Source organism: Sphingobacterium olei (assembly GCF_005048855.1).
Taxonomy (GTDB): Bacteria; Bacteroidota; Bacteroidia; order Sphingobacteriales; family Sphingobacteriaceae; genus Sphingobacterium; species Sphingobacterium olei.
In genome coordinates this window covers 710,325-730,393 of sequence record NZ_SUME01000002.1, presented here as the reverse complement: position 1 = coordinate 730,393, position 20,069 = coordinate 710,325, and the positions used below count along the sequence as shown (strand labels likewise).

Here is a 20,069-nt window from a genome sequence, read left to right as displayed (position 1 = left end):
CAAATTATTCAGATGTCGTTGCATCTTCTTCTTCTTTTTTTTCTACTTCTACTTTTTCAGGTATAGCACAGATCAAACCAGATTTTGTCATTATCCATTCTGTTTGTTTTATTTTTAATTCTTCGGGGTAGTTATCGTAGCAATTGTGATAAGCAATTTCTCTAATTTTACCTTCCAAAGATCTATCAATACCTACTTTAGTCCCCACAGGTAGATACGCAACCACGTTCACACTCTGCCCCCTGTACAAATCATCGGCTCCTAACGCAAAATGACTGTTAAAGATTACTTTGCTATCTACCTGTTCGGCTTGATAATTTATTTTTGAGGCACGTTCGGCAGCCAATTGATACGATTTCCCCTTCGCTTTATAATGATATTGAATAAAGGGTTTTTCTAAAGAATCCAATGACTCAAAACGAATTTCAATATCTGAACGCAACAGGTTATGCAAACTTTCTCCATCTACCTGAATATTATACCTTGTTTTACCATCTGCAGATGAAGAGGCTTCGATCACCCGTACATCTTTTTCCGAAAACGAATAAACAGGCTGTACCTTAAGTGGCCTATCAACTTTGATGATACTATCTTCCCTAAAATCTTGAGCACCTATTACACAATAGAATATCACCACGATAATTGAAACGATCCAAGTCGCCCACATTCCCATTGAAAGGTAATTATTCATGGGTCTGATCTTAAATAAGATCCGTAGGAAAATATAAAACAACGCTATAAAAGGTAGTGCTATGGCAAAGGTACCTGCTAGCAAGGCAAAAAAAGCCTGTCCGGCCTCTAGCACTTCCAATGGTGGAAAATAAATTTCTTCCTGATAACCCATGATAGCTAAAGTACAGGCGACAAAGAAGAAAAATAAACCAAAAATAGTAGCTCCCGTGAAAACAAGCATACAGGCTGCAAGTGCCTTTCCAATGAATTTAAAAATCTCTCCGAAACCTGTTCCGATGCTGCGTAGCCCTCTGCTAAACTGAGCATTTGCGCCCGAAAAGTTTTCACGGATACCCTCCATCTCTTCTTCAAAATTCTTTTTGAAATTTTGCAAATTGGGTGCTTCTCCCCGCATTGCCATTCTATCTGCACGGGTAGAAGCTACCGGCATCACTGCCCACAATACGATATAAAGTAGTACCCCAGATCCGCCGATCAAAACGAATAGAATAAAGAACGCGCGCATCCACTTTGGCTGAACCCCAAAATAATGCCCTAGACCGCTACAAACACCACCGATTGTGGTATCTTCTGGATCACGCATTAATTTCTTTCCCGTTTGGAAAGGCTTATGTTCTTCTCCACTTGAAGTCTGTTGTTGATGAAAAGATTGTTGTCCGATTTCTTCTTCTTCAGATGCTTCTTCAAAATCACTCACTCGCCCCATCTGCGCAATAACTTCGGAAACATCGTCTTTATTGATTACCTCTTTTCTTCCGGACTGAATACGCTCACTGAACATTTCAGCAATTCGATTTTCGATGTCAAGCAATATTTCTCCACTATCTGCAGATTGGCTAAAATGTCGTTTGATATCGATCATATAGCCCCGTAATGTCTCATAAGCATCTTCTTCGATATGAAAAACAATACTGTTGATATTTATGATGATAGTCTTATTCATGATTTTTATTGATATAGTTGGGTTGTTTATGTTTGTTATTTTCGTCCGAATAGTGATGTCTCTACAGCGTAAACCAATTCTTTCCAGGTGATATCAAGCTTTTCTAATACTTCGGTTCCCTCAATGGTGATCTGATAGTACTTTCGGGGAGGACCGGATGTAGACTCCTTCCAACTGTAACTCAACAGGCCATTATTCTTAAGGCGAGTCAATAATGGATAAAGTGTTCCTTCCACTACTAAAAGCTCCGCCTTTTTAAGCTCGCCAATAATATCCGAAGCGTATATTTCACCCTTAGAAATAATGGAAAGAATACAGTATTCTAGTATCCCCTTTCGCATTTGGGTTTGTGTATTTTCTGCTATCATAATAATACAAAGATATATCCTTTAACTAGTACTTTGCAATACATAGTACTATATTTTTTAAACAAACAATACTAACAAACTGATAATCAGTCAAATAATTTTTACTCAAGAGAATAATGTAATATAAATATGGTCTAGTTTTTCGGATTTTATGCAGAATACTTTCCGTAATTGAAAGATTAATACGACATTTAGGGCACCATGAGATATCTTGTAAATTACTTTTGGGCTATATTTTGGGCACTTATTATGTTCGTGCTTATGATAATGCCTTCCAATGAAGTGGGAATACCTCTTTTCGAAGGTTTCGACAAATTGGCGCACTGTGGTACATTCTTCGTCTTAACGGTTCTGTTATACTGGGGATCTATTATTAAATCCAAACGGAGAGCCTCTAAATGGATAACTGTTATTAAAGTATTGATCAGTACTGTTATATTTGCTTTCATAACCGAAGGTGCGCAATTGTACTTTGCACCAACGCGAACCTCCGACTGGTGGGATATATTTGCAGATGTGGTGGGTATAGGAATGGGAACTTTTGCGTATATTTTGTATTATCAAAAAAGAGAATTCTAATGCGAAAAAAATATATTATTTGGATAACTGTAGCCTTCTTGACGACAACAGGCTTACAATCTTGTGGCATTTTTAAAAAAGGCTGTGACTGCCCTTCCCCGACTGGAAAAAGGAGATAGTTCTAGGCTCGGGCTATAGTCGCCACACTTACTTGTGCGCCCGCATCTATCAATACATTTCCTAACGATGAAATCGTAGCTCCTGTAGTCAAGACATCATCTACGATCAAAATATGTTTATTTTTTACCATTTCCTGGTCTTTGATGTAAAAGATATTCTCCACATTATCGTATCGGTCCGATCGGCTCTTTTTGGTTTGGCTTATGGTAGCCTTTAACCGCAAGAGCAATGTATCTGACCATTCCTTTTCTAATCCTTCAGCTAGACCTTTAGCAAAATAACTGGACTGATTATACCCTCTTTTTCGCAATTTAGAGCGATGCAACGGAACGGGTAGAATTAGATCGATCTGACCCATATCGCAACCTTCCAACAATTTCCGTGCATACATTTTTCCTAAATAATAGCCTATTTCCGGCTGATTTCCGTATTTCAAATTATACACGATCTTTTCTACCCTGGAAGACTTAGATAGATATAACATGGATATGGCAAATTGAAAGTCTAGTTTGCCCCACAACTGACGGACTGTCGCATTGTCTGCATCCGAATGAAAATCAGTAAAAGGAAGATGATATAAACATGCTGTACAAACCAACTCTTCATGCGAGAAAAGGGAAGTCTCACATCCTACACAAATGCTTGGGAAAAGCAAGCGTACAAAATCCTGAAAATATTGACGAATCATCACATCTTTAACCGATTAGTAGGATTAAAGATAATAATAAATTAGGTCATACCGGTGATGCATACGCTAAAAAAACATGTCACTGCCTACGGTAGGCAGGCGAGGAGGTCTCGTTTACATGAATAGGCGGCTGTGCGCCTTGCAATGACGCTAAACATTAGGATTTTAGATAGATAGAAACTGTAAATAATTACGTTGTCGCTTCCTTTTCCTTTATCGCCAACTGCCCACATGCGGCATCGATATCCTTACCCCGGCTACGACGCACATTGGTAATAATACCCTGACTACGCAAATAAGTTGCAAACTGCTCGATTTTATCTGCTTCAGCATTGACAAAATCAGCAAGTGCGATAGGATTGTATTCTATAATATTGACTTTGCAAGGTACATGTTTACAAAAACGAGCTAATTCTTTAGCATCTTGCAGCTCGTCGTTAAAATTGTGAAATACGATATATTCGAAAGTAACCGGGTTTTTAGTTTTAGCGTAGTAATATTTAAGGGCTTCCGCAAGTGATTGAAGCGTGTTTTGCTCGTTGATAGGCATGATTTCATTGCGCTTTTCATCATTTGCAGCATGTAAAGAAAGCGCTAGATTAAATCTTACTTCATCATCACCCAGTTTTTTGATCATCTTGGCAATACCGGCAGTAGAAACCGTTATACGTTTAGCAGCCATATTCAGACCGTCTGCTGCTGTGATACGTTCGACGGACTTCATCATGTTTGAATAATTCAATAGCGGCTCTCCCATTCCCATGTATACAATATTTGTAAGCGGGAGTCCGTATTTTTCTTCGGCTTGTTTACTGATCAAAACAACCTGATCATAAATTTCATCGGCATTGAGATTACGCTTGCGATCCATATACCCCGTAGCACAGAATTTGCAGGTAAGGCTGCAGCCCACTTGTGAACTCACACATGCCGTCATGCGCTCCGGTGTAGGGATCAACACGCCCTCGATGATGTTGCCATCGTAAAGGGAAAAACTACTTTTTATGGTACGGTCGGCGCTAATCTGCGATGCTTTAACAGCAACAAAATTGATCGTAAAGCCAGCTTTCAACGTTTCGCGAAGCGACTTACTCAAGTTACTCATTTGATCAAAATCAGTTGCTGATTTTTGCCAAATCCACTCATAAATTTGCTTTGCACGAAATGCCTGCTCACCCATTTCGGTAAGTTTTTCTTTCAATTGATCCAATGAAAGACTTCTGATATCCACTAACTTAGTTTTCTCTGCCACGTGACAAAGATACAGCAAATTTTATTAGCAGTCCTATTATCTCCCTGTATCGCACTATAGATTTACAAAAATATTATATTAATAAACAAGAATATCCCTGACACTCAATATATTTGTTCTATGAAAGCACATTCCATTCTATCTGCCATCACGGCATTACTTATCTTTTCTTCATGTGGAGGAGGAAAATATGCAACTACCGAGAAAGTTTATAAAAAGAAAGCAAAGCAATTTGCTGAAGTGTATAAAGAAAGTCCAGTAACAGGACAACTGGAAAAAATTAATGCCGCAGATAAAGAATGGATAGCATCTATTAATTTTGGTGTACGCAAACCCAATTACGTCATGATACACCACACTGCTCAAAATTCCTTGGAACAAACGGTAAAAACTTTCCACAGTGAAAGGGCGGGTGTAAGTTCGCATTATGTCATTGGAAGGGATGGCAAAATTGTACAAATGGTTAACGATTATTACCGCGGGCACCATGCCGGATTGGGAAAATGGGGTAACGATACCGATTTGAATTCCTCGTCAATCGGTATAGAATTAGACAACAACGGAACCACCGATCCTTGGCCAGAGATACAGGTAGACGCTTTGGTTCAATTGTTGGCATATTTAAAAGATGCCTACAAAATTCCTCAAGCTAATTTTATAGGCCATATGGACTATGCCCCTACGCGTAAAAATGACCCATCACGCTTCCCATGGAAAACGTTAGCCGAAGAAGGGTTTGGCTTTTGGTACGAAGACTATTTGGAAAACCCTCCGCTCGGTTTCGATCCCCGATTGGCGCTACGCATTATTGGTTACGATGTCAAAAATCTGGATGCTGCAATTAAGGCCTTTAAAATACACTATATTCAGAAAGATACGACAACAGCCAACCTAAACGAGGAAGATCTGAAGATATTGTATTCCATTTTCAAAAAATTCTTGTAAAAAAAATGTAAAGTTGTAAAGTCAAAAATTGGTTAAAACAATTTCTAAAACTTCCATAAATTTTTAGCTTTTTAATACTATTTGTCGGCAATTTCACGAAGATTCGTAATAATTTCGAAGTCTTATTTGGTTCGAATTATGTTTCCTAACTTAGCAGAAAGACCTTTTATACTATTGTTATGCTAAAACTAAATGTAAAAAACGAGACAGGTAGATTGAGGGCCGTAATACTAGGAATAGCAAAAAACAGCGGACCGGTTCCTAAAATGGAAGAGGCATATGATCCAAAATCATTGGAACACATACTTGCAGGAACATATCCCACTGAAAGCGATATGATATATGAGATGGAGACTTTTGCCGAGGTACTGCAACGATACGGAATCCAGGTATATCGTCCAGAGTTAATTCCCGACCTGAACCAAATCTTTACGCGTGATATCGGTTTTGTAATCGACGACTATTTTATCAAAGCCAACATTCTTCCCGATCGCGCGGAGGAATGGAATGCAATTCAATATATTATCCGCCAGATCGATCCGGAAAAATTCATCATTCCACCGGAAGAAGTGCATATTGAAGGAGGAGATGTTATCTTATGGAACGATTACATTTTCGTCGGCACCTACAGAGGGGAAGATTACACCCAATACAATACGGCACGAACGAATATACAAGGTGTAGATTTTATAAGAAACTTATTCCCTAACAAAACTATACTCGAATTTGATTTGATCAAATCCATGACCAACGCCAGAGCAAATGCATTACATTTGGACTGTTGTTTTCAACCGGTTGGTATACATCAAGCCATCATCTTCAAAGAGGGATTTCGGGAAGAAACCGAATACAATAAGATCGTAGACCTATTTGGGCTCGAAAATTTATTCCAGATCAATGCAGATGAAATGTATCAAATGTATTCAAATGTGTTTTCTATTGGTCCGGAGATTATTGTTTCCGAAAAGAGATTTACACGCCTTAACTCTTGGCTCCGACAGCACGCATTCATCGTTGAGGAAATCCCATATCACGAAATCGGTAAGCAAGAGGGATTACTCCGTTGCTCTACATTACCTTTAACACGAGATTGATATGCAGACCACTGATACCATCTTATTGGTGAGACCGACCGCTTTCAGACGTAATGAAGAAACGGCTGTGAACAACCATTTTCAACAAAAAGGAAAACAGATAAACGTGCAGGAGCTAGCATTGGCGGAGTTTGACAACTTTGTCGACTTATTGGAAACATATGGAATTCGTACAATTGTTGTACAGAATGACGCGAAGCTGGATACTCCTGATAGTATCTTTCCAAATAACGTAATCTCGTTCCATCAGGGGAAAAAGGCTATTCTATATCCCATGTTTGCACCAAACCGAAGGGAGGAACGAAATCTCAATTATTTAGGGGTACTGAACAAGGTTGGTCTCAATTTCGAAAAACTCAAAGATTATTCAATCTATGAGGAAAGCGGAATGTATTTGGAAAGTACCGGAGTGCTCGTATTAGATAGAGTTCATAAAATCGCATATTGTTCTTTATCGGAAAGAGCTCATCCTCAATTGATAGCGCAATGGTGTGAAGAAATAGGATATCGTCCAGTGATTTTTGAGGCGTTACATCATGTGGATGGTAAAATGCTTCCCGTCTATCATACCAACGTCATGCTCGCCTTAGGAACCAATTTTAGTGTTATCTGTTGGGATAGTATTCCCAATACGAAGCATCGAGAAACGCTGCAGAAGTGCTTTGAAAAAACCAATAAGACCATAATTTCGATCTCGACAGAACAACTAAATCACTTCGCTGGTAACATCCTAGAGGTGCACTCCAAGGATGGCGAGCCGATTATCTGCATGAGTACACAGGCATTCGAAAGTTATACGGAGAAGCAGATAGATCTGCTGGAACAGTTCGGGAAAATAATTCATGCCCCTATTTACAACATAGAAAAATATGGCGGCGGAAGTGTGAGGTGTATGATGGCCGAAGTATTCTATTAATACAGGATCGTAAACTTAAAATCTAAGGGATTAAAATGTTTCACCAACTCTTTGACCAAATCGTCTCCATATTTAATATACAACGTTGCAAAGTTCTCTGTACGTTCCTGTAGGCCACCACCGGGAAATAACTGTTCTTTCACGCGCTCAATATGGATTAGGGCCTCATCATGGTTTCTTTTGTCGGCCTTCAGAAGTTTTTTTTCCAGGTTGTTCATGGCCTTTTTGAGACGAGCCTTTACAGCTTCGGCACTCGGTCCAAGACTAGGATCAATTTTGTGTGTACGGAGTTTGATTTTTCCAAATATGGCATTGATTTCCATCCATTCATCCCTTAAATTAAGACGGTGGGCGGTATGCCGTTTGACATAATCATTCTGCAGGATGAGCGTGGGTTTGAAAATGCTCTTAAACGTGAGATCTAATCGAAAGATTTTACCCGCTACGTTATCGTCCGTAATCATGGCCGAGTTACGGGGTATCAGAATCGGGAAAGGTACTCCAAACTGGTCGAAATTTGCTTTCAATTGAAGCCAATAAACAATTTCAGCACCGCCTCCGATATAGGCTAAATTAGGCAGAATCACTTCTTCGTATAATGGCCGCATAACTACATTTGGACTGAAACGCTCGGGGTGAGACTGGATTTCAGCTCGTATTTCGGCTTCGGTGAAATATATATCCTGATGTAAAACCTCAAATCTACCGTCAGGATTTTTGACAATCCGTTCCCGGAAACCGTCCGTCAAATAAAAAAAATTGCATTCTCGAGCATGTACCTGTGCATGGAAGCCTTTTTCTTCCAGCATGCGGGAAGTCTCCGTAATGGCATGAAAGCTTTTTTCATGTAGGATATCCTCTTCGATAATATGTGCAAAGAGTTTTTTTAGCTCCGGCTTGTCGGCATCCACGATGACCAGACCATATTCCTTGAATAGTGAATTTGCAAAAACACGGGTTGCATCTGCTAATGATCGGTCTTTGCGATAAGCATCTTCCACGATCGCTGTAAGTTTGGTAGAATTTTCGGATAGACCCAACATCGAACAGTACTGACGTACCACCTGCTCCATACTGCCCGTATCCATCCTTCCGGTGCCCGAAACACGTGGAACATCCCAAACTATCTTTTTGCCATAAACCCGTGTATTGTTGATTTCTTCAAAATCATGATCCTCTGTTGCCATCCAGTAAACAGGAACGAATTCTTTGTCCGGAAAATTTTTCTTTAAGTCAGAAGCTAGACGTATCGCGGTGACGATTTTGAAGATAAAATACAATGGCCCCGAGAAAATGTTTAATTGATGCCCCGTCGTAACGGTAAAGGTATTTTGATCCGTTAATAACTCAATATTGGCAGCCACCTGAGGGGAATCTGCCAACACGGAACCATATTGTCGTTTTATCTGATCGACTAGAATTGTTCGACTCTCAAAAGTAAAAGAAGACTTCAGTTCAATTTGTTTCTCAAAACCCGAGATATTAGGAGAATTGCTATAAAAATTTGCTAACTCCTCATCTGCTGCCAAATACGCGAGTAATGTTTTAGAAAAACTGTTGGTGTCTTTATAGTCGATATAGGTTGCTTTCATTTACCTTTTTAAATCTTGCACAAACTTAGATATTTTTCTAAAAACGTAGGTTCACACAACAAATTATATCATTTATTTGACAATTGAGGATAGCACATCTCGCTTACTTTGAAGCTTGGACAATCGTATTAAACTCATATTCTCCCTTAAGGGGATCATAGGAAATATTGACCGTAAACTTCTTATTCATATCGATTTCAATCTCGTGTGTATCGACCGTCGTATTCAAATTACTCTTGCGATATAATTGTACCTCCACTTTTTTCGATTCAGAAGGAACATAGGTGAAGGCATTTAAGTTAATGTTACGGATTACCGAATCCCCTTTCATATCGACTTTATACTCGGATGGATCGGCACCGATAAGATTCCAGCGTATTAACTGCAGAATGTCGAAATTGTTATCTGAATCATAGGGAGCATCAACCGTAAGCTGTACACTATCCCTATCAAATACCATTAGCGTATAATAGTGATGTTTTTTAATGCGGACAGTATCTTCGTGATCGCCGATAGAAAACTTCCTCAGACCTGCTTGAATATCTTCATATGCAGCTGGTTGACCCGTCGACCCCGAAATAGTAATTCCCTTGCTCGCTCCAAACAGTCCATCGATATTCAGTTGATTGGGCAAGGAAGCTTGTTTAGATACATTAATAACCGAAATAGACGCAATATCCTCAACCGGATCAATGGTTACTTCCGGTTCAACATGACTTGGACTGCATGCCATAAATAACGAACCTAATACAAGGCTCAGGAAGGATAATTTTTTTGTCATATTGATCGCAATGAAATGGTTAAAATAATCTATAACAAACTTAGCGAACTCCTTGTCGTTTTACAACAGTTTTATTTAATTTAATAGCACATTTTAAATTAGCTATTTCACAATAGAACCATATAAATCGAAGTCTTCAGCCCGATGAATATTTACCGGTACGAAATCACCGGTACGGGCATAATTGTCCCTCGCGTCAATAAGTACTTCATTATCAACTTCCGGCGAGTCATATTCGGTACGACCCACAAAATAATCCCCATCCACTTTATCGATTAAAACCTTGAACGTTTCCCCTATTTTTTCCTGGTTAATCTCGTAAGAAATACCTTGCTGTACCTCCATGATAGCTTCTACACGTTCTTGCTTCGTCTCTTCCGGAACATCATCCACTAAAGTATGGGCATGTGTTTTTTCTTCGTGCGAATACGTAAAACACCCCAGGCGGTCGAAACGCGTTTCTTCGACCCACTCCAACATTTCTTGAAAATCTTGCTCCGTCTCTCCTGGATATCCACAAATTAGTGTTGTACGTAAAGCGATATCTGGAACTTTATCCCGGATTTTATGAACAAGATCAATTTGCTTTTGCTTACTCGTACCACGGCGCATCGAAGTCAACATCCTATCGCTAATGTGTTGTAATGGCATGTCTAAGTAGTTACAAATATTACTTCTTTCATTCATGACGTCCAAGATATCCATCGGAAATCCAGAAGGATAAGCATACTGTAGTCGGATCCATTCGATTCCATCTACATCGGAAAGGTGCCGCATTAAATCAGAAAGATTACGCTTACCGTAAATATCCAGTCCATAGTACGTTAAGTCCTGCGCAATCAGAATAAGTTCCTTGGTTCCATTTGCAGCCAAGAACTTTGCCTCTTTGACCAGATCATCGATTGATTTAGAAACATGTTTTCCGCGCATAAGCGGAATCGCACAAAACGAGCACGGGCGATTACATCCCTCCGCAATTTTGAAATACGAAAAGTGAGATGGCGTAGTTAATAAACGTTCGCCTAATAATTCATGTCGGTAATCTGCACCTATACTGGATAGCAGGTCAGGAAGATCATTGGTTCCGAAATAAGCGTCTACATTTGGGATTTCGGACTGCAGTTCGGGTTTATATCGTTCAGACAAACAACCCGTTACAATCACTTTATTTATTTTACCTTGATCTTTAAGTTCGGAATACTGCAGAATGGTATCTATCGATTCCTGTTTTGCATTGTCGATAAATCCACATGTATTAATTACGACAATATCATTTGCTTGGATATTCGCCGACTCGTGAACGACCTCGATTTGATTGCCCTTCAATTGTCCCATCAACACCTCGCTATCGTGTATGTTTTTCGAGCATCCTAGTGTTACGACATTCACACGAGGTTTACTCACCGGTTGAGCAACCTTTGCATATTTTGTTCTCATTCTTTTTTAATATATGATCACGCGGATTTAAGTTCAACGATCACTTCTTCTTCGGCAACAAGATCGCATCCGCCGTCAATTTAATCCATAAATCCGTGTAATTACTTAAATAGCGAATCCACGAAATCTTTCTTGTTAAATAATTGTAGATCGCCGATTTTCTCACCCACCCCAATATACTTTACCGGAATTTTGAATTGATCGGAAATTCCAATTACCACACCGCCCTTGGCTGTACCGTCTAATTTTGTCAGTGCCAAAGCATTGACATCAGTGGCTTGTGTAAATTGTGTACATTGTTCTATCGCATTCTGTCCGGTGGAAGCATCCAGTACCAGCAAAATCTCGTGTGGTGCACCTGGTACAACCTTCTGCATTACCGTTTTGATTTTACCAAGCTCATTCATTAAACCCACCTTATTATGCAAACGACCCGCTGTATCAATAATAGCGACATCATCACCATTAGCGACGGCAGATTGTACTGTGTCAAACGCGACCGAAGCCGGATCCGATCCCATGGCCTGAGCGACTACACGCACACCTACCCGCTCACCCCAAAGTTGGATTTGGTCTACAGCTGCCGCTCTAAACGTATCCGCTGCTCCCAATACCACCTTGTTTCCTGCCAGTTTGAGCTGATGTGCTAATTTGCCTATAGTAGTCGTTTTGCCGACACCATTGACACCCACCACCATAATAACATAGGGTTTGTGATTTCCGTATTCAAAATTTTCGAAATCCGCACTGTTATTTTCGGCGAGCAGATCTTGTATTTCCTCTTTAAGAAGTCCGTTCAGTTCATCAGTACTTATATACTTGTCCCGAGCAACACGTTGTTGAATACGATCTACAATTTTTAACGTAGTCGTCACACCCACATCCGACGTTACCAGTACCTCCTCAAGATTATCCAATACATCATCATCCACTGTCGATTTACCAACGACGGCTTTCGTAATCTTGGACAAAAACCCCTCTTTGGTCTTTTCCAATCCGCGATCTAAGGCGTCTTGCGCTTCAGGAGTTTCCTGTTTTTTCTTAAAAAAATCAAATAATCCCATTCGTAAAAAAGTAAAAAGTAAGAAGTAAGAAATAAAAAACAGGAATTAAGCCTATCCTTAATCCTTAGTCTATCAACATCAAACATACTAAAAAAGCCCTTCTGGTGCAATACCAAAACGGCTTTTCGTATTTTTAAAGGAAAACTTTAAAAAAGGAATATCTTCTGCTTATTTAGATGCTGCAGCAACAACTTCTTTTACGTTGTCGTTGTGTACCATACTTTCTTTGAAAGTATAAGCTCCAGTTTTCGCAGATTTAGTAGTAATGATAACTTTTGTAAATTCTTTACCGCCACCTTTTTGTAACGATGCAACTGCTTTCTTTGCCATGGTATAATATTTTTAAATCAATGGTACTAGACCACCAATAACGTGATTACTTAATTTCTTTGTGAACAGTAACTTTTCTTAAAACAGGGTTGAATTTTTTCAACTCTAAACGCTCTGTGGTATTCTTTTTGTTTTTTGTTGTGATGTAACGCGACATCCCTGGAAGACCACTTTCTTTGTGCTCAGTACATTCTAAAATTACTTGTACTCTATTTCCTTTTTTAGCCATTGTTTTACTTTATTAAAATCCCGAAGGACTAATGTTCATGAATATTTTTAATTAACAGGCGATTATCTATTAAACGTATCCTTTTTTGATAAATTTATTAATAACCGAAGTAATTCCGTTCTTGTTAATCGTTTTAATAGCAGATGTAGACACTTTTAAAGTTATCCAACGGTCTTCTTCAGGAATATAAAAACGCTTAGTTTGCAAATTCGGGTAGAATTTACGTTTAGTCTTAACGTTCGAGTGAGATACGTTATTTCCTGTTAATGCCGTTTTGCCTGTTAAATCACAAATTCTTGACATGATATTTATATTTAATGTTGTCTATTTACACAAATTGTCTCTTTGCACTCTCTGCAAAGAGTTTGCAAATATCTAAATTCTTTTTGTGATATGCAACAGTAAAATAAGAATTATTTGAAATAATAATTCAATAATAGGCTCTTCTCGCAAATGTATATCTTTTATAATATTATATTTGTCTACAGAAGGCAAAATAGTTTTCAACAATTCACAATGAATAAATATCTATTACGTGGAATTCTGCTTTTACTGGCAGGTTCTGCTGCTGTATATGGCGGCAATATCCTTATGGAAAACGAGAACAATCTATACAAGATCGTTATGGCTCTTGGGGTGATTCTATTTGGAATGGGATTCCTCCTTGCCATCTACAGTTTTTTCCGTAAAATAGACCGCCATACTATTTTAGAAAAAAGAAGAGAAAAGCAGTAAGGAAAATATGCTTCAGAAGACGAAGGGAATTGCCCTCAAGGTCACCAACTATTCGGAAAACAGTGTAGTAGCCCAAATCTTTACAGAAGATTTGGGGCTACAATCCTATTTAATTAACGGTGCCCGAAAACCCAAAGCCAAAATCCACATCAATATGCTCCAGCCACTGCACTTACTGGAGATGGTGGTATACCACAAAGATAATAATGCACTGCAGCGAATTAAAGAGGCGCAACAGTACCCTGCGTTGCACCAGATACCGCTAAATATCGTAAAAAGTTCATTGGCCATTTTTCTTAATGAGGTGCTATATAAAGTATTGAAACATCAACAACCTGATCCGCAACTATTTCATTTCATACAGCAATCTATATTATGGCTAGATGAAACGGAAAGCCCCTTAGCGAACTTCCATCTTAGTTTTCTGATGAAACTCAGCAAATTTCTAGGTTTCTTACCTACCGTAAACCAAGATCAGAAACCGTTCTTTGATTTAATGGACGGCGTCTTTACTGATTCGCTCCCTCCTCATCAACATGTATTGCAGGAGCCGCATACGACGATATTCCACAATATACTCACGTCCAGTTATGAAGCATCCTATGGCTTTCATATGAAACATGTGGATAGAATCTACCTTCTACAAAAGATAATAGATTTTTACCGTCTACATACGGAAAACTTTGGAGAAGTTAATTCACTTTACATTTTAGAAGAAATATTTCACTAGACCGCGCTGTTGGTGTCGATAACTCTCGAAAAATCACAGAGATGAAACCAAACAATTTTCAAGAACCCACATTGTAGTATACGTGACTTTTGTGCTCGCTTAAGCAAAAGCACTTTATTCGAAAGTATATTTGTCTTTCTAGAAATGATTTTCGATATTTAATATCAATTTTAAATTTAAATTATCACAATTATGGAATGGTACTTGAAAGTAGTCCGCGACAACTACGCTAATTTTAATGGTCGTGCCCGTCGTAAAGAATACTGGATGTTTACACTGGTAAACTTTATCATCGGCAGCGTTATCCTTAGGACCATAGACCAACTGTTTGGTCTTACATTTGGAGGAGAAGGTCTTCCTTGGTACAGCCAAAACGGAATCTTAAGCACGGTCTATTCTTTGGCAGTATTGATTCCGGGCCTCGCAGTAAGTGTGCGGCGTCTTCACGACACGGGAAGGTCTGGTTGGAACTTCCTTTGGGTTTTTACATGTATTGGGATAATTTACGTGCTGTACCTCGCTATATTGGAGGGCGATCACGGACATAATGAATACGGAGCAGATCCCAAAGGTGACGAAAATCAAGATCCTTTTGCCGGCCAACGGGAGGCTTATCAAGATCCTAATAACCCTTATACCAATCCGCATACACCCAATAACCCTTTCGACAGCGATAGACCTGTCTAAAACACCGGACAAACATAAAAAAGCCCGTATTCAAAATTTGAATATGGGCTTTTCACAATAAATATATATAGAATCTATTAGATAACTTTTACATTTACCGCGTTAAGACCTTTGCGGCCTTGCTCCACATCGTAAGACACGTTGTCGTTCTCACGAATTTTGTCGATTAATCCTGACACGTGAACGAAAATTTCGCTCTCTCCAGAATTTGGAATGATGAAACCGAAACCTTTGGTTTCATTAAAGAATTTTACTACTCCTTCTTGCATTGTATTAAGGTATTATTTTTTCTAAAGGTATTAAATTTTTTGAAAAGATGTAATTTTTTTGAAAACAACTTTAAACGCTGATAATTGTTTTGTGTCTATCCAATACATAAAAACGGTAGAGTTTTTGAAGTACTTTTACATACATAGATTACATACACATGAAAAAATTATTAGGTATCCTTATTTTGATCGGCGCAATGACAATGGCTCAAGCGCAAACCGGAAATGTCGAAAACAGTCGTAAAGTAGCGACCAAAGGTTTCGCCGAACGTGAAGTAACTCCAGATATTATTTATCTTTCCATTAATTTGAAAGAATTTTATATAGATGGAAATACCAAGAAAAAAGTTTCCATTGAAACATTGGAAAAGCAACTATACGATGCTGCTATAGCAAATGGGGTGAAAAAAGAGGATTTTACCATTCAAAACGTTTATAGCTACAACTACAATACGAAGAAAAAAGGCAACGAATTATTGCAGGCCCGCCAATATCGTCTCAAAATATCTAACCTCAATAACCTAGACCTCATGTTAGATAAAGTAGATCCTTTTGGAATCGAAAGCACGTCCATTAGTGGATACGATCATTCGCAGAAAAAAGAAATTGAAAAAGAATTAAAAACGGAAGCGGTAAAAGATGCACGTCGCAATGCAGAGATATTAGCAGAAGCGGACCAGCAAGGAGTAGGAAAGGCCTTAGTCATCAACGACAACAGCAGCATGAACTTCAATGACCTCATTCCACAACCTCGCATGATGGCTTATGCAAAAACGGCAGACTCCTCTGTAATGGAATCAAGTGGAAATGGTCTTAATATCGACATCCGCCCAATCAAACTGACCTGTTATATAGACGTGGTATTTGAGTTGAAATAAAAATGGTTAATGAAATAGCATTTCCTGAAGACAAGCGCTCCAAAGATTTTCGATGGGTAGAACGTATGTCCAAATGGATGGATAGCGAGTTTAGTATTGGAAAATTCAAGTTTGGGTTGGATCCAATACTAAATTTCATTCCATTAGGTGGTCAGACCGCGTCATTTGGGATTTCATTGATGCTAGTCATTGTGATGTACCGCAACGGGGTAGGATCCAAGGTCGCGGTCAAGATGCTTCTAAATGTAATGTTAGACGCGATATTAGGTTCAATCCCGTTAATTGGAAATATATTTGACTTTTTTAACAAAGCCAACCAAAAGAACATTAAGCTTTTAAAGGAACATTATTTTGAAGAGAAGCATCAAGGGTCTGCCAAAGGGTTATTGATCTCCATCTTTTTCATATTATTCCTCCTTTGTGGTGTGATCTTCTATATGATGTGGCTTTTAGGAGAATGGCTTTTCAGTTCTATAGAAAATTTATTCTAACCTAAAATATTAGTGCCTAGTTGAAAAAATTATCCACTATTTTTGTACCATGTCTAAAACAAGAATATTTGCATTAATTATTATCGTCGTCATGCTCGCCGCGATTCTGACTAATCCCAAGGAAGAGGAGTTTTATCTTGCCGTAAAAGAAAAAGCGACCACTTTAGTGGAAAAGGAACTCAATTACGAACACCAAGATGCATTAAATCTGGGCATGACATTATTTGGCAACCGCATTGTCGACGAGTTTGTTACGAATAACGTGCGGATAAAAAATTACTATTTATTTTCGGTCGTAAGTCTTAAATGGCAGGGCGAAGAAACCCCGATAGGAGGTGGTGCTTTTAAAAATATATGGTTTAGTTCAAAAATTGACGAAAAATCAGAAGAGATCGTCGGTATACTCAAAAGGCTGTAATGTTAGAGATACTTTACGAAGACGAAAATCTCATTGCGATCAATAAACCACACGGTCTATTGGTGCACCGATCTTCCATTGCCGCAGACACATCGCTATTTGCCTTACAGCTCCTTAGGGATCAAATTGGTAAAACAGTTTATCCAGCACATCGTCTCGATAGAAAGACCGCTGGTGTCCTATTATTTTCGCTGGATAAAGAGACCGATCAACTGGTTCAGCCTTTATTCGCCAATAAAGCAATAGAAAAAAAATACATCGTAATAGTAAGAGGCTTCTGTCCCGAAGAGGGTACAATAGACTATCCTTTGGCCAAAGACAACGGTACGGTACAGGAAGCCATAACACATTTTAAAAAGCTCGCTCAGGCTGAAATTGATATTCCTTCGGGAAAATTTCTAACTTCACGATATTCCCTCGTGGAAGCAATTCCCGAAACCGGACGAATGCATCAATTAAGACGACATTTTGCGCACATCCTCCACCCGATAATAGGTGATAGACCACACGGATGCAACAAGCAGAATAAAATTTGGAAAGAAACATTTGAAATGGACACTATGATGTTGCATGCCCGATTACTTGACTTCATCCACCCCCATACGCAAAAAAGAATACAAATCGAAGCTACTCTTCAGCCCGAATTTCATCGCGTACTTGAGATACTAGCTATACCCAATCCGTACGATCATGCTTAACAATTTCTTAATCGAAATATTTTTGACCATTTCAGGGGTAAGTGCGGCTTCGGGCTTGCACTATGAAAATAACAGTATTTTTCTGATCGCCGACAACAGCAATTACCTCTACACCTATCTTATTGCAGAAAATCGCCTCGAAAAGCGCTTGCTTTACGGAGAAAACAGCAATAACGAACTGCTGAGCAAAGCAAGCAAATTAGATCTCGAATCTATTTTTAAATTCAAGGATACATTCTACTTATTCGGATCTGCCTCTACAAAAAACAGAAACCATCTTTTCAAGCTAAATCTCGGCGAAACTGATGCCGTAATGCACCACATATGGACAGATAAGTTTAAAGCCGTAAAAGAATCGTTATCTATTGCCGATGAGGATCTAAATATTGAAGGATCCTTTATCCACCAAAATCATTATTATCTTTTCAACCGAGGAAATGGCCCTGCTGGAAAAAATGGAATTATCCTGATAGATTTAAAATTTAAAGATCCCGTGCAATTTTTTCCAGTTGTTCTCCCTCGTTTTGAAAAGGGAATAGCCAGCTTCACAGATGCTATACTTATCGGTAACAGTGTTTACTTTTTGGCAGCGATAGAAGATACTCAATCCACTTATGAAGATGGAGAAAAAGGAGGAAGTCTATTTGGCAAAATAGACCTTGAAACCAAACAGGTTCAGGACATAACAATGATATCCACTACCCATAAATTCGAAGGGATCACCTTAATGGCAGAAGATGAGAATAAATTGTTTTTTTTGTTGTGTGAAGATCCGGATGATGAAAGTCTTGAAACGACGATCTATAAACTCACTGTACAAAAGTAATCGATTGCGCAAATTACTAATATCATAAAATGATCGTCTTTATTGTTGTTTAAATAACTATTTTTGTAACAAAACATTACTAAAATAAACAAAATGGAACTGATCTATTCAAAGAGAATCGTTAAACACCCACGAGAATGATTCTTTGAACATCGATAAATTTCATGCTGTCCTAAAAACATAATTATAAAACAAATGAAAAATACTGCTTTAACAGACCTGCATACATCATTAGGTGCTAAAATGGTTCCTTTCGCCGGCTTTAATATGCCGGTGCAATATTCCGGTATTAATGATGAGCACGAGACAGTACGTACAACTGTCGGCGTTTTCGATGTAAGTCATATGGGCGAATTTATATTAAAAGGAGAAAAAGCATTGGACTTAATCCAAAAGATTTCTTCTAATGATGCCGCTAAGCTTTACGACGGCAAAGTACAATACGGCTACATCCCAAATGAAGACGGTGGTATCGTAGACGACTTTTTAACTTATCGCATAGACGAAACGACGTATTTATTGGTAGTAAATGCCTCTAATATTGAAAAGGACTGGAACTGGATCAGCAAATACAATACCGAAGGTGTTGATATGAAAGATATCTCTGACAAAACTTCGTTGTTAGCAATCCAAGGCCCTAAAGCGTCAGATGCATTACAATCGCTAACAGATATCGATCTTGCGCCAATGGAATATTACACCTTCCAAAAGGGAAAATTCGCTGGGGTAGACAATGTAATTGTATCGGCCACAGGCTACACCGGAGCTGGAGGTTTCGAAATCTATGTGGCAAATGAAGACGCAGAGAAAGTATGGAATGCCATATTTGAAGCCGGCGCAGCTTATGGTATCAAACCAATAGGATTAGGTGCACGCGATACTTTGCGTTTGGAAATGGGATTCTGTTTATATGGAAATGACATTGACGACAAAACATCACCTTTCGCCGCGGGCTTAGGCTGGGTAACGAAATTCACGAAAGACTTTGTAAATTCAGCTAATCTTAAAGCTGAAAAAGAAAATGGCGTTGCACAGAAATTAGTTGGCTTTGAAATGATTGATAGAGGGATCCCTCGCCACGATTATGAAATCGTAGATGCCGAAGGTCACGTGATCGGTCGTGTAACCTCGGGAACACAATCCCCTTCATTGAAAAAGTCTATTGGTCTCGGTTATGTCAATACCTCCTTTGCAAAGGAGGGTACTGAAATCTACATCCATATCCGTAATCAAAAGGTGAAAGCGGTAATCAAAAAACCTCCTTTTGTAAAATAATCATAGAAAGAATAAAAAACGGGTTAATGTA

At 38.8% G+C, this 20,069-nt stretch carries 25 protein-coding genes; 13 read left to right on the top strand and 12 right to left on the bottom strand.

Annotated elements, in window-relative coordinates; translation table 11 throughout:
• Window positions 1-4 precede the first annotated feature (4 nt).
• Together FAZ15_RS07305 and FAZ15_RS07300 are read right to left on the bottom strand one after the other, a co-directional pair.
• Complete coding sequence (locus FAZ15_RS07305) at window positions 5-1,636, bottom strand: PspC domain-containing protein (RefSeq protein WP_136900639.1); 1,632 nt, start codon at window positions 1,634-1,636, stop codon at window positions 5-7.
• A 35-nt stretch (window positions 1,637-1,671) separates the two neighbouring features.
• The gene (locus FAZ15_RS07300) at window positions 1,672-2,004 is read right to left on the bottom strand and encodes a PadR family transcriptional regulator (protein ID WP_136900638.1); all 333 of its coding nucleotides are present in this window, start codon (window positions 2,002-2,004) and stop codon (window positions 1,672-1,674) included.
• Between the two features lie 201 nt (window positions 2,005-2,205).
• Here FAZ15_RS07300 and FAZ15_RS07295 point away from each other — a divergent pair, with 201 nt between their 5' ends.
• Window positions 2,206-2,583 carry a VanZ family protein gene (locus FAZ15_RS07295; protein WP_136900637.1) on the top strand — a complete coding sequence of 126 codons (378 nt, stop codon included), beginning with the start codon at window positions 2,206-2,208 and terminating at the stop codon, window positions 2,581-2,583.
• 121 nt (window positions 2,584-2,704) lie between these two features.
• Here FAZ15_RS07295 and FAZ15_RS07290 read toward each other — a convergent pair whose 3' ends face one another.
• Window positions 2,705-3,391, bottom strand: coding sequence for a ComF family protein (locus FAZ15_RS07290; protein ID WP_136900696.1), 687 nt, complete (start codon window positions 3,389-3,391; stop codon window positions 2,705-2,707).
• A 190-nt stretch (window positions 3,392-3,581) separates the two neighbouring features.
• Window positions 3,582-4,643: a 23S rRNA (adenine(2503)-C(2))-methyltransferase RlmN gene (gene rlmN, locus FAZ15_RS07285; RefSeq protein WP_136900636.1), complete on the bottom strand. Its 1,062-nt coding sequence runs from the start codon at window positions 4,641-4,643 to the stop codon at window positions 3,582-3,584.
• Window positions 4,644-4,763: 120 nt separating this feature from the next.
• Between rlmN and FAZ15_RS07280 the strand changes: the two genes are divergently transcribed.
• The 3 genes from FAZ15_RS07280 (at window position 4,764) to ctlX (ending at window position 7,598) form a co-directional block, all read left to right on the top strand.
• Complete coding sequence (locus tag FAZ15_RS07280; protein WP_136900635.1) at window positions 4,764-5,588, top strand: N-acetylmuramoyl-L-alanine amidase; 825 nt, start codon at window positions 4,764-4,766, stop codon at window positions 5,586-5,588.
• A gap of 179 nt (window positions 5,589-5,767) precedes the next feature.
• The gene (locus FAZ15_RS07275) at window positions 5,768-6,682 is read left to right on the top strand and encodes a dimethylarginine dimethylaminohydrolase family protein (protein WP_136900634.1); all 915 of its coding nucleotides are present in this window, start codon (window positions 5,768-5,770) and stop codon (window positions 6,680-6,682) included.
• Between the two features lies 1 nt (window position 6,683).
• Window positions 6,684-7,598, top strand: coding sequence for a citrulline utilization hydrolase CtlX (ctlX, locus tag FAZ15_RS07270; protein ID WP_136900633.1), 915 nt, complete (start codon window positions 6,684-6,686; stop codon window positions 7,596-7,598).
• Here the strand turns inward: ctlX and bshC are convergent.
• The 7 genes from bshC to rpmB all read right to left on the bottom strand — a co-directional run bounded on the left by bshC (window position 7,595) and on the right by rpmB (window position 13,334).
• Window positions 7,595-9,190 (bottom strand): bacillithiol biosynthesis cysteine-adding enzyme BshC, encoded by a 1,596-nt coding sequence (gene bshC, locus FAZ15_RS07265; protein ID WP_136900632.1) that lies wholly within the window; start codon window positions 9,188-9,190, stop codon window positions 7,595-7,597. The genes ctlX and bshC overlap by 4 nt on opposite strands.
• Window positions 9,191-9,293: 103 nt before the next feature.
• Window positions 9,294-9,971, bottom strand: coding sequence for a hypothetical protein (locus FAZ15_RS07260; RefSeq protein WP_136900631.1), 678 nt, complete (start codon window positions 9,969-9,971; stop codon window positions 9,294-9,296).
• 102 nt (window positions 9,972-10,073) lie between these two features.
• Window positions 10,074-11,408, bottom strand: coding sequence for a 30S ribosomal protein S12 methylthiotransferase RimO (gene rimO / locus FAZ15_RS07255; RefSeq protein ID WP_136900630.1), 1,335 nt, complete (start codon window positions 11,406-11,408; stop codon window positions 10,074-10,076).
• 101 nt (window positions 11,409-11,509) lie between these two features.
• Window positions 11,510-12,472: a signal recognition particle-docking protein FtsY gene (ftsY, locus tag FAZ15_RS07250; protein WP_136900629.1), complete on the bottom strand. Its 963-nt coding sequence runs from the start codon at window positions 12,470-12,472 to the stop codon at window positions 11,510-11,512.
• Between the two features lie 168 nt (window positions 12,473-12,640).
• Entirely contained in the window at window positions 12,641-12,802 is a 162-nt protein-coding gene (locus FAZ15_RS07245) for a DUF4295 domain-containing protein (protein ID WP_136900628.1), read from the bottom strand.
• Window positions 12,803-12,848: 46 nt separating this feature from the next.
• Window positions 12,849-13,031 (bottom strand): 50S ribosomal protein L33, encoded by a 183-nt coding sequence (gene rpmG, locus FAZ15_RS07240; protein ID WP_002998409.1) that lies wholly within the window; start codon window positions 13,029-13,031, stop codon window positions 12,849-12,851.
• 69 nt (window positions 13,032-13,100) lie between these two features.
• On the bottom strand, window positions 13,101-13,334 hold the full coding sequence (gene rpmB / locus FAZ15_RS07235) for a 50S ribosomal protein L28 (RefSeq protein ID WP_136818622.1): 234 nt from the start codon (window positions 13,332-13,334) through the stop codon (window positions 13,101-13,103).
• Between the two features lie 213 nt (window positions 13,335-13,547).
• On the opposite strand from rpmB, the gene FAZ15_RS07230 reads away from it, so the two are divergent.
• The 3 genes from FAZ15_RS07230 to FAZ15_RS07220 all read left to right on the top strand — a co-directional run bounded on the left by FAZ15_RS07230 (window position 13,548) and on the right by FAZ15_RS07220 (window position 15,183).
• Complete coding sequence (locus FAZ15_RS07230; RefSeq protein WP_136900627.1) at window positions 13,548-13,766, top strand: signal peptidase; 219 nt, start codon at window positions 13,548-13,550, stop codon at window positions 13,764-13,766.
• A 7-nt stretch (window positions 13,767-13,773) separates the two neighbouring features.
• The gene (recO, locus tag FAZ15_RS07225) at window positions 13,774-14,496 is read left to right on the top strand and encodes a DNA repair protein RecO (RefSeq protein ID WP_136900626.1); all 723 of its coding nucleotides are present in this window, start codon (window positions 13,774-13,776) and stop codon (window positions 14,494-14,496) included.
• A gap of 192 nt (window positions 14,497-14,688) precedes the next feature.
• Window positions 14,689-15,183, top strand: a complete 495-nt coding sequence (locus tag FAZ15_RS07220; protein WP_136900625.1) for a DUF805 domain-containing protein — start codon at window positions 14,689-14,691, stop codon at window positions 15,181-15,183.
• Window positions 15,184-15,260: 77 nt separating this feature from the next.
• Here FAZ15_RS07220 and FAZ15_RS07215 read toward each other — a convergent pair whose 3' ends face one another.
• Window positions 15,261-15,452 carry a cold-shock protein gene (locus FAZ15_RS07215; protein ID WP_136900624.1) on the bottom strand — a complete coding sequence of 64 codons (192 nt, stop codon included), beginning with the start codon at window positions 15,450-15,452 and terminating at the stop codon, window positions 15,261-15,263.
• A gap of 158 nt (window positions 15,453-15,610) precedes the next feature.
• On the opposite strand from FAZ15_RS07215, the gene FAZ15_RS07210 reads away from it, so the two are divergent.
• The 6 genes from FAZ15_RS07210 (at window position 15,611) to gcvT (ending at window position 20,038) form a co-directional block, all read left to right on the top strand.
• Window positions 15,611-16,330 carry an SIMPL domain-containing protein gene (locus FAZ15_RS07210; RefSeq protein ID WP_136900623.1) on the top strand — a complete coding sequence of 240 codons (720 nt, stop codon included), beginning with the start codon at window positions 15,611-15,613 and terminating at the stop codon, window positions 16,328-16,330.
• Window positions 16,331-16,332: 2 nt separating this feature from the next.
• Window positions 16,333-16,821, top strand: a complete 489-nt coding sequence (locus tag FAZ15_RS07205) for a DUF4112 domain-containing protein (protein ID WP_136900622.1) — start codon at window positions 16,333-16,335, stop codon at window positions 16,819-16,821.
• 49 nt (window positions 16,822-16,870) lie between these two features.
• A complete protein-coding gene (locus FAZ15_RS07200) occupies window positions 16,871-17,239 on the top strand; it encodes a DUF4359 domain-containing protein (RefSeq protein WP_136900621.1) in 369 nt (122 codons plus the stop codon).
• Window positions 17,239-17,937 (top strand): pseudouridine synthase, encoded by a 699-nt coding sequence (locus tag FAZ15_RS07195; protein ID WP_136900620.1) that lies wholly within the window; start codon window positions 17,239-17,241, stop codon window positions 17,935-17,937. The genes FAZ15_RS07200 and FAZ15_RS07195 overlap by 1 nt, the downstream gene beginning before the upstream one ends.
• Entirely contained in the window at window positions 17,930-18,763 is an 834-nt protein-coding gene (locus FAZ15_RS07190; protein WP_136900619.1) for a DUF6929 family protein, read from the top strand. The genes FAZ15_RS07195 and FAZ15_RS07190 overlap by 8 nt, the downstream gene beginning before the upstream one ends.
• A 195-nt stretch (window positions 18,764-18,958) precedes the next feature.
• On the top strand, window positions 18,959-20,038 hold the full coding sequence (gene gcvT, locus FAZ15_RS07185) for a glycine cleavage system aminomethyltransferase GcvT (protein WP_136900618.1): 1,080 nt from the start codon (window positions 18,959-18,961) through the stop codon (window positions 20,036-20,038).
• Window positions 20,039-20,069: the final 31 nt, after the last annotated feature.